Below are 13,777 nucleotides of genomic sequence, written 5' to 3' on the forward strand. Positions count from 1 at the left end.
AGGATGACCCCGATACTTTACCCATCCTCAAACAACTCGCTACTACCGATGAGAATGAGTTTGTGCGAAGTGCGGTAGTGCAAGAATTAGCCCGTGGCTGGAAGGATGACCCGGATACCTTACCCTGGCTCAAACAATTCGCTACTACCGATGAGAATGAGTTTGTGCGAAGTGCGGCAGTGCAAGAATTAGCCCGTGGCTGCAAGGATGAGCCTTGGATGTTTGAATTTTTGTGCAGTATTGCCGTCAATGGCCCCTTTAAGCGTAAGGACGACTGGGAAGACAACCCTCGGCAAACCGCACTTGAGGCAATTATCCAGCACTATCCCGACCATCCCCAGACTCTACCCTTATTGCGCGACAGAGCAATGCGCGAGCCAGATAAAAAAGTGCGCGAGTTTGCTAACAAGCAATTGAGGAAACGGGGAGTAAACATCAGCTAGTTCACGTCTTGATTGCGCTTTTTTCCGTTCACCCGGAATCTGTAAGATATGCTAAACCAGGGACTTCTACCATGTAATTTATGCTCAACGCTCAGATAATTGGTTTGGGACGCTCCGGAATCGCAGCCGCACGGCTTCTTAAGCAGGAAGGATGGGAGGTAACACTTAGCGACAGCAACTCCTCCGAATCCCTGCAACAACAACAACCAGCCCTCGCGGCTGAAGGAATCACCGTTAAACTCGGTCATTCCCCCACCCTCAACGACTCCGACTTACCCCAACTAATTGTCGTCAGTCCCGGCGTCCCTTGGGATATCCCGGTATTAGTGGAGGCGAGAAACAAAGGGATAGACACCATTGGTGAACTCGAACTCGCTTGGCGTCATCTCCAGCCGTGCCCTTGGGTGGGCATCACCGGCACCAATGGCAAAACCACTACCACCGCCCTGATTGCCGCCATTTTCCAAGCCGCAGGTTTCCACGCCCCTGCCTGTGGCAACATCGGCAATGCCGCCTGCGAACTCGCGTTGAAAAGTTGGAAGGTTGAACGTTCAGAAGATAACCCTCAACCTGCTAACCTGCAACCTGCAACCCCAGATTGGGTGATTGCAGAAATCAGCAGTTACCAAATTGAATCGTCACGCGAACTTTCACCCAAAATTGGCGTTTGGACAACCTTTACACCCGACCACCTCAGCCGTCATAAAACATTAGAAAACTACTACAACATCAAAGCGCAACTCCTGAAGCGATCGCAACTGCAAATCTTCAACGGTGATGACCCTTACCTGCGCCAAGTCGGTCTAGAACATTGGCCTGATGCTCATTGGACAAGTGTAAACGGCAAAGATGATCTATTAGGTGACCCTAATCGGGGATTTTATATTCAAGACGGTTGGGTTTTTTCACAAAATGAGCCAATTGTCAAGGCTTGCTCACTCCGGATGGTGGGAGCACACAATCAGCAAAATTTATTGATGGCTGTAGCAGCCGCGCGGTTAGCAGGAATTGAAAAAGAAGCCATTCAAGAAGCTATTGCCAATTTCTCTGGTGTTCCTCATCGCCTTGAACACATCATTACTTGGCAGGGAATTGACTTTATTAATGATAGTAAAGCCACCAATTACGATGCAGCGCAAGTCGGATTATCTTCTGTTGCCAGTCCTGCTATTTTGATTGCTGGGGGTGAGGCGAAAGCCGGTGATGATACGGATTGGATTGAGACGATTCATGCCAAAGCGGCGGCTGTTTTGCTGATTGGTGATGCGGCAGCGGCCTTTGCTGAACGCTTGAAACAATCTGGATATGATAGCTACGAAATTGTAGAAACAATGGCGAAGGCGGTACCCAGAGGAGCAGAATTGGCGCAACAGTATGATGCTCGTGTTGTTCTGCTTTCACCCGCCTGTGCCAGCTTCGACCAATATCAAAGTTTTGAGCATCGAGGGGATGATTTCCGTCAATTGTGTCAACAGTTGTTGGATTAAATTGCTAAGTGCGATCACTCCCCATACTACTTGTCAAAGCCTCTCTCCTGGTAGGAGTAGAGGTTTGGAGAGAGGTCAGAGTGTATCTGATCGAGAAGGGATATTTTTTCGGAATCGAGCAGTATTGCGATCGCACATTGATGGTTGTGGAGTAGGGAAAACAACTGATTATTGCCTTGGATAGAACCCAATGGCGAGAAAATAATATTTTGATGGTCAGTGCGATTTATCAAAAACGAGCCTTGCCTATCTTCTGGATCTGGTTGTCAAAAAAGGAGCCACTAATTTAAACAAGAGGATGGAAGCAAATTTCCTCACTGAAGCGACAGAAACCTCGGACGTAGTTCTTACGGAGTCCGAGGTAGTTCATGAGAACAACAATAGGATATCCAGTTGATTATCTATTTCACAACAGTCATATCTTTAATCACCCACCGACCTTCTTTTCGCACCACGTCATAGCGAACTCGCAAATTTTCACTGTAGGACTTATCCTGAGTGGGCTGACCCCCTTGATAGAACTTGGCGGTTTCTTGGACAGCCGCATCTATGATTGCTTGATCGGGGTTCGCCTCACTGGTCTCAACCGAATTCACTACAGTACTATGCTCATACTTCCAGAACGAATCATTTTGCTTATCCGCCTGAGCCCTTTGCCGCTGGCGAGACAGAGCAGGCTCCGCGAGGACTTGGTCTAATTGATCAATTTGATGGTCTGAGCCGAAAGCCAGTGACTTCGTAGACAGCCATGATTCAACCACTTGTTTAGCCGTTTCCTTGGTCAGCGGACCCGACAAAGCCCTCGTCTGACCGCCCGGTTCAGGAATGGGTATGGGAGCTTGCGATAGCTGTATCATCGGCTGCTCTCCCTTCAGGGCTGACGCCGAGCTGCCTTGTAGAGTTTTCTGTAGCCAACTCAGGGTAACAATCAGCAGCCAAATCAGAACTCCGGCTCCGACTACACTGGCAATAGCCATTAAAATGAGCCGTCTGGCTTTTGTAGAAGACTTAGACTTGTCCGAAGATGTTTGAAGACGACTAGGTGGTAGAGGCTTTAAGCTTTCTCCAGCTATTGTGGCCTGTGACTCCGCTAAGCCTTTAGGAGTCCGCTGTCGGCGCGGCGACTTCCCAGAAGACTCACGAGGTATTTCCGTAACGGTACGATCTCCTAATGCTGTTGCTGGCTCCCCGCCCCCATTCCGCGAGCGAGAAACCGGTTGGGCTGCGGACAGCGTTGAAATCCCCTGTGCCGATGTGTGTGCAGTCGCCGTACCCAACGTTGCCGTCCGACTACTGGTGGCAGCTGCCGCTTGTCCAACCGTCCACTGCGAACCTACAGCTGCCGCGTCATTAACCGAGTAGCGTAAGCCTGAGTTCCCAGACGGTTGCGCTTCTCGCGAGAGATTCCGACTCGGCTCTGACACTGATCGAGCATAGCGACGAGAGGCGACTGGCTCAGGGACGCTCCTTGACGCGCCAGCGGTGCTATAGGCTGTATTCTGAGATTGCACCTCAGTCCACTCGTTCTGGCTCTCCTCTGGCGATTCTGACAGGGTTTCTAAATACGCTTGCACCTGATCGTCGGCAAAGTATTCCTTCAACGACGCCTTTTGATTGGCTAAGTCTCGGAAGTGAGGAAATACTGATTTTTGCAGCCAACGTTCTCCATACAGGCACAATCCGGGCAACAAATCGGGTGAACCTTGAGAATGCTCGCGAATAAAAGCTAGGGGTTCGTACTCTTGGCTGAGTTCTAAAGCTCGACTAGCCTCTTCTGTTTGACCCAACAGCAAGGCGCACACCGATTGTTCAAGATGCACATCCTGCCGTCTCCCCAAACGCATGAGCAGCTGCTTGGCACGGGCGATTAGGGAGGGCTGTCTTTGGGCAAACCCTCGTGCGAGTAGGGCATATACAGCCAGATAGGTGGCGACGGCTGAGGGGCGTCGTGCTTCGGTTTCAAATAATGTTTGCTGTTCAATGGCGGTGAGATAGCTACGTAACTGCTGGATAAAGCGGAGAAAATCATCAACACTCAATCCTGATTGGTCGTCACCGGTGCCATCAATGCCCCCTCGCTCCTGTAACATTTCTTGCAGCAGCCGCAGGCCATTGCGTCGCTCTCCGGTATTGTCTTCAGGCAAGGCTAATAATTCCAGGATGCGGTAAGGCCGCAGTTTGTAGAGATCGGCTTTAATTTCACCTCGTACTGAGGGGAATAAGCCCTCCCGCAGCAGTAATTCTTGACCTGTTTCTAAGGAAGTGGCGGCATTTTCGTACTGACCTTGCTGCCATTGCTCTCGACCCAGTTCCAAGCAAGCCAGGGCAAGCGTTAACACAATGTCCGGTCGAACGAGTTGGGGGTCTCCCAAGCGCCCTTTGTCTAAAGTAATGCTGTCGCGGGTTCCCAGAAAGGGGTGCCCTAATTTCAGTACAAGCTCGTATTCCCCAAGTTCTTGCAGAATCAGCAAGGCTCCCAGGAATTCCTCATGCTTGATTTCAATGCTGGGGGTGTGGGGGTCGATGGGCGATTCTGCCGCTTCCCCACTGCCCGTAAAGCCGAGGGTTACTGATGGACCGGGTTCTTGTTCGTAAGTTTTAGTCAGAAAGCTCGCATCATATGCGGAGCGCTGTTCGGGATCACACAGAACTGCGTAGGCTTCGTCCAGAAGTTGTTTGCGAGAGGCGATCGCCGCGTCGGAATACTCTCGGCGCGGCAATTGCAGGGCGCGATCGCGATAGGCTTGGCTTAGCTGTTCAGCAGTAGCCTGAATCGGCAATCCTAAAATTCGGTAGTAATCGAGCGGAATTCGCACGGTTCACTTCCCCAGCGATGCGAGCTTGTCAAATTAACTTATAGTAGCCAATAGCGTTCTCTGTTTAAACGCGCTGTGGTTTTTGAACTGTTGCCTTTAGGGAACCAGCCCAGACGCCCAGCCGCTTGGGTCGAGTTGCTTTTGATATGTTAGTCATTCTAGCAATGCCCTGAGCTTATCCCACCGAGTGAGACTGTTTGATTTTAAACTGGTGATGCGATTTTGACTCAAGTTAATCTGGAAATCAGGGTGTCGGGACTGGAAACTCCATCAGGACACTGACATCAGTCTCCATCTGTTTGTTGGTCAGCTTGGCTCAACTGAATTACAGCTTTGTCACAAAAGCTGAACATTTGTTGAGAGAAAATTTATCCTATTGATGCTGCGAGGACACGAGAAACGAATGGTTCAGGAACGGACTTTACCCGAATTTAAAGTTGAGCAGACCACTCTTACCAAAGAAGAAGGCTTGCTGCTGTACGAAGATATGGTACTAGGTCGATTGTTTGAGGACAAGTGCGCTGAGATGTACTACCGGGGCAAAATGTTTGGTTTTGTCCACCTCTACAACGGTCAAGAGGCAGTATCAACCGGCGTCATTAAGGCGTTACGTCAAAATGAGGATTACGTTTGCAGCACCTATCGCGACCATGTCCATGCTTTAAGTGCAGGGGTTCCGGCACGGCAGGTAATGGCGGAGTTGTTTGGTAAAGCAACCGGTTGCAGTAAAGGGCGCGGTGGTTCCATGCACCTGTTCTCGGCAGAACATAATCTGCTTGGGGGTTATGCCTTCGTAGCGGAGGGGATTCCTGTGGCTACGGGTGCCGCTTTCACCACCAAGTACAAACGGGAAGCTTTGGGAGATGCCAGTGCTGATCGCGTATCTGCTTGCTTTTTTGGTGACGGTGCCTGCAATAATGGTCAGTTCTTTGAGTGTTTAAACATGGCAGCACTTTGGAAACTGCCCATTCTCTATGTGGTGGAAAACAACAAGTGGGCGATTGGCATGGCTCACGAACGGGCAACTTCCCAGCCGGAGATTTACAAAAAAGCCAGTGCGTTTGGTATGGCTGGGGTTGAGGTGGATGGTATGGATGTCTTGGCGGTGCGAGCGGTGGCTCAAGAAGCGATCGCCCGCGCTCGTGCTGGAGAAGGCCCAACTCTCATCGAAGCCCTCACCTACCGCTTCCGAGGCCACTCTCTGGCTGATCCCGACGAACTACGTTCAAAAGAAGAGAAGGAATTCTGGTTTCCCAAAGACCCCATTAAAAAACTTGGGGCTTACCTGATAGAGCAGAACCTAGCCGACCAAGAAGAACTCTCTGCGATTGAGCGCAAAATCCAGGATGAGATTAATGAGGCTGTGCAGTTTGCCGAGTCCAGTCCCGAACCTAACCCCAGTGAGTTGTACCGCTACATTTTTGCGGAGGATAGCTGAAACTCATAAAAAATAAGGCTGGTTATTTTACATCAAACGATTGACCCAATCGCATCGTTAATCCCAGCCAAACTAAACAGAAGAGCGCCAGTTATCCCAAACCGGAAAACTAGCGCTCTTCAAAAGTTTAAGTTTTTTAATGTATTTAGAGTCTTTATATCAGCTTATCTTACTTTGAAATTTTTAATTAGTTTGCCAAAAACTCCCGAACATCTTATAATTTATCACTTTTTTTTATAGTACGTACTGTATCGATTTGTATTACTGTTACTTTTTTAGGAGACACGGGGAGGGAATGAAGCTCTTTATGGCACACCAGCCACTAGAAAGTATCTCGTGTTAAAAAAGCATCATCCTTCCCGGCCTTTACGTCACTTCGTTCTCTGGGGCTACCCCCGAATTTAGCGACATAGAGACCTTTCCCTACGGAGAGAAATTTCTCCACGTCCCCTACTCTCCAGTTTCCCACCTTCTCTTCAGTAACCTAGGTTTAGGCCCAATGAGTCGCCGGGGCAAGAGATGATTCAGAAGGCCGAATTTGGTATTTAACCAAATTGGCAAGATCCTGCAATTGGCTGATGGCTTCAGCGCCTTCCAGCTTCATGAGTTCTCGATCATCCCGCATTTCAGTCCAAGTAATACCGTAATCTGACACTAGAAACCGAATCAGGTGATTATCTCCCAGGCTGACCATGAAAGAAGCACTATTCATCTGGCTGCCGCAGGTATAGCAGGAAGCCAGATAGCCTCGGTTTTCTAGCACCATCGCCAAGGCTTGGAGATTCATTACCAAATCTTGAACGAATTGACGGTGTTGCTCAGCAAGTCTTATGAACACGTTTGTCCTCCAAACACCACTCCTAAAATTTTAGTTCTTTTATACTTTCTTAAGAATTTACTTGTCAGGTCTCAAAAGAAGACCCTTCAAAATTTAAAAAAGTTTCGCTCGATTGATTTCCCTAAGCCTGGCACCAGATTACTGGCTCAGTGGTTGCGTTAAAGTATCAATAGCAACACTCACTGACGTTTTATTGAATGGTAGAGCTTAGGGGTCTCGATCTGGTTCTATCCGAAGGTGGACTTGTGGGTCAAGTCCTGCTAAAACAGCGATCGCAATTCTTGAGCTTGTTCCAAACAGATAGATAGATATTACTTATCAGTTGAGCTTCACCTCAACTTGCCTTGTCTCACAAGCTTAAGTCTCATACCAGCAGTTTGTAAGAGGGCTAACACTAATTAACCTGCCACCAACCTAAAGTCGGTCCAATAAACCGAATGGTTAGCCAGTAGACAACCAGAAAGCCTATGCCAATCCAAGCCCCCTTTGTCGTCCATTTGACAAATTGCTCACCCTGAGTTTTCGTAATTGGAAGCCAGGGATAGATCGTCGCTTCTTGACCGTACTTTTCTCCTAGTGTGGCTTTACGGCGTTTAGCTTCACCCATGATTACTCTGTATTGTTTAAGTGAATTTCGATCATAGCGCTCTAGATGAGATTTAGTAGCAGATTGTTTACGAAAAGAAAAGTGATAACCGGGGAGTAATTAAGAAAATTTAACTCTTTTGGGGGTTCTAGGAAGTCTAAGACTTGGGTTTTGGAAGCCTATCCTCACTAAAGCTCTGACTCTCTGGGAAGTACTAGTGCAGCGTGGCACAAATAACTATCCAGTTGAAAAAGGTTAAAAAGCTTACTGTACAAACTTTCTTGCCTTCTGCCTTCTTGCACTAGCTTGGTGGTGGGAGGCGATCACAGCCAGCGATCTTGCGCCGTTGGGGTATCCGATTTAAACCAACTGGCATCTAGATAGTTAATTCGGGCAAAAGGGCTGAGGGCTGATAGAACTTGAGGCCCGTAGCTGCGGTGGTTCACGCGGTTGTCGAGGAGAGCAACGATCCCTTGAGAGTTTCGCACTGGCGCGATCGCACGTTGTAGTTCTCTCAAAGCAGCAGGCAGCAGATACAGGCGAAACCAATCTAATCGCCGCTGTTTGTAGTAAGCGACTTGGCCTGCAACCAGAGGATTTTCCAACGACGGAATGGGTAAGGTAGCAATCATCAATAGTTGAGGCGGTGGGAGAACGGCTTGATGCGTGCGCCAGAATTCCCAACCGGTGACGAGGATTCCTCTGTCATCGAGAGGGGTCTTTTCCACCTGCACCCGCGAACCAAATTCAGCGGCTAAAATAGCTCCCAGCTGAGCTTTCAGGGGGACATCACCCACGAGGAAAACGGCTGAACCCTTAGAATTGCCGTTGAGCGTGAGTAGATGGCGAACTTGTTGAAGCAGGGCGTCTTGAAATCGCGGTGTATTCGGCATGGGTAGGCCATCCGGCATATACAGATGAATCAGTTCACTCTGTCGGTCTGGGGAGAACTTCAAGCAAGTCAAGTCGCCTAAGCCTAGTTGCTGGCGGTAAACAGATGCCGAAGCCTCCAAATCCAGTGCTTCGCCGATTAAAACCACAGGTTGTTGCGACCAGACTTGGCTCAAGGCCGTTGCGACCTCTACAGGCCCACAGTACAAGGAAAACTGACCCTGCGATCGCGCGATCATTGCCCACAGCAGCTGACCCGACCGTTGCCAGGAGTGCCAAAACTGTTTCCAGGGTTTCGGCAGATAAGAGTATTGGTTTTCATGATCCCTTGGCTGTAGTCCTTCAAACAGCTGCTGCAAGGTATCTCGCTCGACAGACTCAAGCAAACAGCACTCGTAAGGATTAGCTGGGTGAACAAAGACAGCTTTGGTGAGTCGCACCCGCATGTCCCGGATGAAGTCAGCCTGTTTAGGCCGTGCTAGCATCAGTTCGTCCCAATCCCCTGGCTGGATGCAGGCTTGAAGCTGCTCTCGTGCCCATCCTTCCAGGTCATCGGCTCTATCAATCAAGGTAGGGATATCCGCAGGAAAACGCTGGTGGTTTTCTAATCGGTCTGCCAACCAAGCCGCTGGTGAGGTAATCAATAACCCCTTGAACTGTTCATCCGGAAAAGCGTCGCTTGTCTGAATCGGCTTATCCGTCCCCATCCACTGCTGTAGTCGCGGGATTTCAACCCGTAGCAACCACTGCTGTACGGATACAGGTGCCACAAGGATAACTGGCCCTGGCCACATTAAGGCAGGTGCCAGATAACTCAGGCGATAGGAGGAATGAGTACTGCCTGTCTGAATCAAGGCAGAACGCGATCGCCGCAAAGCTCGTGCGACTAGTCGTGCCATTGTCAAATGATGAGGCCAACTGGGTTGACCCTGCTCTCGCAGAAAGGCACGTAGTGAGGAATGGACTTCTACTTCAATCACGCAGACCTAGCGTCTGAACGCCCCTAGAAATGAACACCAGCCCTCAATTAGCTCTACCGATGCTATGAGCCTGAGCAATATTGGGGTGGCAATGACACCACTTCCCATTATGCCAAAGGGAAACCTGAGGGGCTTGAGTCTGGCGAGTAGAGGGTTGAAGACTGGAATCACAAGCGATCGACTCTTAGAGGGACATTTTCTTAATAGCCCCCTTGAAAAGAAAAAGGCTAACTTATGGACAAGAGCTGTTTAACCTTGACCCATATGAGTAAAAGTTACTTTTGCCAGAGGTCTACCGCCGTTGGTGCAATTGGGATGTTCTTGGCGATCGCTATGCTATGTTCCTCAGGACAGGCGCAGGTGCTACCAATCAGTCAGGAACCTGGTACAAACACTAACGTTGACTTGGATGTGGGCAACCCCAACCAATTAAATATCACTGGCGGACAGCTCTCTGGAGATAATCAGAATCTATTCCACAGCTTCCAGCAGTTTGGTCTTAATGCTGGACAAATTGCTAATTTTATATCTAATCCTAATATCCACAATATTCTAAGCCGGGTAGTAGGTGGCGATCCGTCTGTGATTAACGGCCTGATCCAAGTCACTGGTGGACCATCTAATCTGTTCTTGATGAATCCTGCTGGCATTATTTTTGGGTCAAATGCCAGCTTGAATGTACCTGCCAGCTTCACCGCTACCACCGCCACAGCCATTGGTTTTGGCAATAACTGGTTTAATGCGAGCGGGATTAATGATTATGGCTCATTAGTCGGTAATCCAACTACTTTTGCATTCAAAGTCAATCAACCAGGAAGCATTATCAACGCTGGGAATTTGACTGTCACTTCAGGCGATTTAACCCTGATTGGTGGCACAGTTGTTAGTACAGGAGACCTGTCAGCACCAGCCGGAAAAATTACAGTAGCCGCCGTATCGGGTCAACATTTAGTGCGGATGAGTCAACCGGGAATGCTACTGAGTTTGGAGGTAGAACCCCTCACAAGTACTCAGTCAGAACCTTGGACATTGCCTGTCAAATCTCTTCCAGAATTATTGACGGGTGACAGTGGGGGAAATGCTACAGGAATCAAGGTTAACAACAACGGAGAAGTTGAACTGACGGGTTCAGGGTTCAGCGTAGAGAACGGTGATGTAATCGCGAAAAAAGTAACAGCCGAAACCATAAAACTTTCTGCTGCTCGCAATCTTACTTTAGTAGAGAGCCAACTGCAATCAACGGGAAATATGCAGTTATTAGCACAAGATACGGTGCAAGTTCGCGATAGTGTCGAGAAACCTTTTATCGCTCAAGCCGGAGGCAACCTCAAGATTCAGGGCAATCAAAAGATTGATATTTCTGTCATGAGTAATCCGGTAAGTGGTTTGGTGTCTGGTAAAGATACGGTATTGCGTTCTGCAAATACAGTACGGGGGGATGCCCACTATGCCACCGGTGGTAACTTCAGCATTGAGCAGTTAGATGGGAGTGCAGCTTCTCTCAACAGTCCTGAAGACCCCATTATTCTAGCGCTGGGAGATGTCACTCTAGGAGACTACACGGGAGCCTCGTTACACATCTTGGCGGGGGGGAGTGTGACGCTGGGCAATGTCACGATTAACGCTACAGACACAACAGCCAACTCAATTAACCCCAACAATCCCAATCCTTTTTTGAGTAGTCTTGCCACCATCACTCGGTCAAATGGCACAGCGTTGACTTACAATGCGACTCCATATGCTTCCACTGATGGCGGCGTCCAACGTCTGAATGGGACTCCGTTGGTTATCGATGGTAGTACTCAACCCACTTTAGATGTTCGTGCTGGAATCGATTGGACAAAACTAGCGGGATTTCCCGGAAACAGCATTATCGGAACTGTTTCACCTGCTCCTACTTTGGCTGCCCCAAGCAGTGCGAATATCACAATTGGTAGTATTAGCATACTCGATCCCATTAACTCACCCTCAGCCTTACCTCAAGGTGTTGTACTTTTAACTAATCAATATAAGCCCAACACTTCACTCCCTGGCGGAGCGATTCAGGTTAATGGACAACCAAACTCAACTAACACCAGCATTCGTTTGGCAATCTCGAATTTGTTCAATGGGACTCCAACTGGCAGTGTTGTGGTTATTGATTCGCGCTCCAGCATTACAACCAAAGATATTACACAGGGAGACTCTAGTGCTACTCCCATTTCTGTAGATTTGTTGGCTGTCAACAATATTAAGACTGGAAATATTCTCGCGGCTACCACTTTTGGCCTGAATGATGGTCTTAATTCCTCAGTCGTTTTGAATTCGGCCGCTGGCGATATTGTTGTTAAAGCGATTAGTGCTGGTGCCAATGGCGTTGATATTAGAGCTTTCGGGCTTTTCCAGGCGACGGACTCGCTTCAACAGAATTTTGAACCCATCCAGACAAATCCTCTCCCAGGTACACAGCTACGTCAGTTTCTTGATGCAAAAAATATTCCGGTTCAGAACAATCCTAATAATTCAATTCCGCCGCTTCAGTCAATCCCAGTCAATTTAGCACAACCGCTTCCGACCAGTATCCTTGCTAAACCCAACTCACCGGATTTCCGACCTAACGGTTCACTCAATGCTCCTATCACAATCCGGTATGGAGACGCATCTAGAACCCTAATCAATCAGACCGTTAATGTTTCTAGCGTTGGCAATCCAGCTGTCAATAGTACTAGCCGTATCCTTGTTCAAGGGGGAAATGCTGGTTTTTATGGGGGAGCGAAAGTGGATAGACTTATCCCCGGTAATGATGACTTTGTAACAGCAAATCCAAATGTTGCTAATTCTTATATCACTGTTACACCCAACACTCCTAACAATCCCAGCAATTATATTTATGGAAACATACTTTACAGGAATCAACGCTACCAGACTTTAACATTTGCCTCGAGCGAATTTCCTGTTGATGCTAGTGGTACGGTTGGCGCAATTGCTATAGGTGCTGGAGTAGATGCAGGCTTTTACGGCTCAACTCAAAATCTCGTTTTTAACCCAATTTCTGTTCCTGTAGATCCAACTACTCCAACAACCCCAACTAATCCAGTTGTTACCAACCCGACAACCCCAACCAATCCAGTTGTTACCGACGCAACAAACTCAACCAATTCGGTTATTGCCACCAATTCTTCAACTTCTGATCCGTCAAATAACACCACAACTCAAACAGATAATTCCCCTAAAGACTTTGAAACGAAGACACAAAGTTATACCTCGAATACCTCTTCATCGTTTCTAGGTTATAGGAGTAAGATTCTTGATGTTAGTTCGGAGAGTGTTGCGACGCCCTGCCATGCCACTGAGTTGAGGGTTAATCGCGAGGGCAAGTTGGAACTTCTAGGCTCTTGTCTGCAAATAAGACAAGAGGAACCGAAAAAACTGTCTAAAATTCACTTGTTTGAAGAAACTTATGTGAGCATTTTGTTTCCTGAACTCCACCGGACTCTACTGCAATCGTTGGAAAAGAATTATGAAAAATTGAAAACGATTAGCAATTAGAGGTTTTAATTAGAAATTCAGGTGATTACCGACATAAAGGGGTTAAGGCAGTTTCTCTCGCCTTGGACCGGGTTGCCAACATTCAACACATTTGAGCAAGACGACAATGAAACGAGCAACAGTCGGTATGAGTGGGTCGATCGCAAAAGTTTTAGGTGCGATCGCACCTTGGCGAGGTATGCTGAGTGCGATCGCAATTCCCTTGGCGATATCAGCACTGTGCCCCCCTCTCCAAGCACAGATGCCACCCATCACTCAAGAACCCGGTACGAACACCAACGTTAACCCCGATGCAGGCAACCCCAACCAATTTAATATTACGGGTGGGCAGCTCTCCGGAGACAATCAAAATCTCTTCCACAGCTTCCAGCAGTTTGGCCTGAACTCTGGACAAAAAGCTAACTTCCTATCTAACCCCAATGTCCGCAATATCTTAGGGCGAGTTATGGGGGGCGAACCTTCAATTATTAACGGAATCATTCAGGTTACGGGCGGACAGCTGGTTGACTGACAAAACTCAACAAGCATAATCAAAGGAGTGTACTTGGAACTCCAGAGTATAGAGCCTTTGCTGATGCTGTTGACGAGAAGCGATAGCCGGGGCAGGGTCAAAATTGCTAGTTAAACAAAAAGTCTCAAACAACTTCCAGCCTCGGGCTAAAGCTGTTTTCACCCAATTCCAACCAATTCGCAGATAGCTATTGCCTCGTTCCCAGTGAGGGTCAACCCAACGACGCTTACCCTGTGCTACTACGGCTGTACCTTGTAAC

The 13,777-nt window shown here is 48.3% G+C and carries 9 protein-coding genes and 2 pseudogenes; 5 read left to right on the forward strand and 6 right to left on the reverse strand.

Going from position 1 to position 13,777, the window contains the following annotated elements; genetic code table 11:
• Together V6C93_RS23410 and murD are read left to right on the forward strand one after the other, a co-directional pair.
• Window positions 1–443 (forward strand): HEAT repeat domain-containing protein (locus V6C93_RS23410; protein ID WP_333479085.1); only part of this gene is annotated, 443 nt, incomplete at its 5' end.
• An 80-nt stretch (window positions 444–523) separates the two neighbouring features.
• Window positions 524–1,930 carry a UDP-N-acetylmuramoyl-L-alanine--D-glutamate ligase gene (gene murD / locus V6C93_RS23415; protein ID WP_333479086.1) on the forward strand — a complete coding sequence of 469 codons (1,407 nt, stop codon included), beginning with the start codon at window positions 524–526 and terminating at the stop codon, window positions 1,928–1,930.
• Window positions 1,931–1,956: 26 nt separating this feature from the next.
• On the opposite strand, the gene V6C93_RS23420 is transcribed toward murD, so the two are convergent.
• A complete protein-coding gene (locus V6C93_RS23420; RefSeq protein ID WP_333479087.1) occupies window positions 1,957–2,163 on the reverse strand; it encodes a hypothetical protein in 207 nt (68 codons plus the stop codon).
• Between the two features lie 168 nt (window positions 2,164–2,331).
• A complete protein-coding gene (locus tag V6C93_RS23425; RefSeq protein WP_333479088.1) occupies window positions 2,332–4,746 on the reverse strand; it encodes an IMS domain-containing protein in 2,415 nt (804 codons plus the stop codon).
• Window positions 4,747–5,149: 403 nt separating this feature from the next.
• On the opposite strand from V6C93_RS23425, the gene pdhA reads away from it, so the two are divergent.
• Window positions 5,150–6,184, forward strand: coding sequence for a pyruvate dehydrogenase (acetyl-transferring) E1 component subunit alpha (gene pdhA, locus V6C93_RS23430; protein WP_333479089.1), 1,035 nt, complete (start codon window positions 5,150–5,152; stop codon window positions 6,182–6,184).
• 490 nt (window positions 6,185–6,674) lie between these two features.
• Here pdhA and V6C93_RS23435 read toward each other — a convergent pair whose 3' ends face one another.
• From V6C93_RS23435 to V6C93_RS23445, 3 genes are all read right to left on the reverse strand, one after another.
• A complete protein-coding gene (locus V6C93_RS23435; RefSeq protein ID WP_333479090.1) occupies window positions 6,675–7,022 on the reverse strand; it encodes a DUF1815 family protein in 348 nt (115 codons plus the stop codon).
• 394 nt (window positions 7,023–7,416) lie between these two features.
• Window positions 7,417–7,629 carry a DUF2839 domain-containing protein gene (locus tag V6C93_RS23440; RefSeq protein ID WP_333479091.1) on the reverse strand — a complete coding sequence of 71 codons (213 nt, stop codon included), beginning with the start codon at window positions 7,627–7,629 and terminating at the stop codon, window positions 7,417–7,419.
• Window positions 7,630–7,931: 302 nt separating this feature from the next.
• A complete protein-coding gene (locus V6C93_RS23445; RefSeq protein WP_333479092.1) occupies window positions 7,932–9,479 on the reverse strand; it encodes an ATP-dependent DNA helicase in 1,548 nt (515 codons plus the stop codon).
• A 264-nt stretch (window positions 9,480–9,743) separates the two neighbouring features.
• Between V6C93_RS23445 and V6C93_RS23450 the strand changes: the two genes are divergently transcribed.
• Window positions 9,744–13,007, forward strand: coding sequence for a filamentous hemagglutinin N-terminal domain-containing protein (locus V6C93_RS23450; protein WP_333479093.1), 3,264 nt, complete (start codon window positions 9,744–9,746; stop codon window positions 13,005–13,007).
• A 241-nt stretch (window positions 13,008–13,248) separates the two neighbouring features.
• Window positions 13,249–13,503 (forward strand): annotated as a pseudogene (locus V6C93_RS38430) (filamentous hemagglutinin N-terminal domain-containing protein); the annotation flags it as partial.
• A gap of 21 nt (window positions 13,504–13,524) precedes the next feature.
• On the opposite strand, the pseudogene V6C93_RS23460 reads toward V6C93_RS38430, so the two are convergent.
• A pseudogene (locus V6C93_RS23460) lies at window positions 13,525–13,777 on the reverse strand (hypothetical protein); the annotation flags it as partial.

Origin of the sequence: Allocoleopsis sp., assembly GCF_036703385.1 — a bacterium.
Taxonomy (GTDB): Bacteria; Cyanobacteriota; Cyanobacteriia; order Cyanobacteriales; family Coleofasciculaceae; genus Allocoleopsis.

What these genes read in the sequence shown, in the direction of transcription:
- pdhA (WP_333479089.1), top strand. Translation starts at nt 5,150, where the DNA reads ATGGTTCAGGAACGGACTTTACCCGAATTTAAAGTTGAGCAGACCACT.
- V6C93_RS23450 (WP_333479093.1), top strand. Translation starts at nt 9,744, where the DNA reads ATGAGTAAAAGTTACTTTTGCCAGAGGTCTACCGCCGTTGGTGCAATT.
- murD (WP_333479086.1), top strand. Translation starts at nt 524, where the DNA reads ATGCTCAACGCTCAGATAATTGGTTTGGGACGCTCCGGAATCGCAGCC.
- V6C93_RS23440 (WP_333479091.1), bottom strand. Translation starts at nt 7,629, where the DNA reads ATGGGTGAAGCTAAACGCCGTAAAGCCACACTAGGAGAAAAGTACGGT.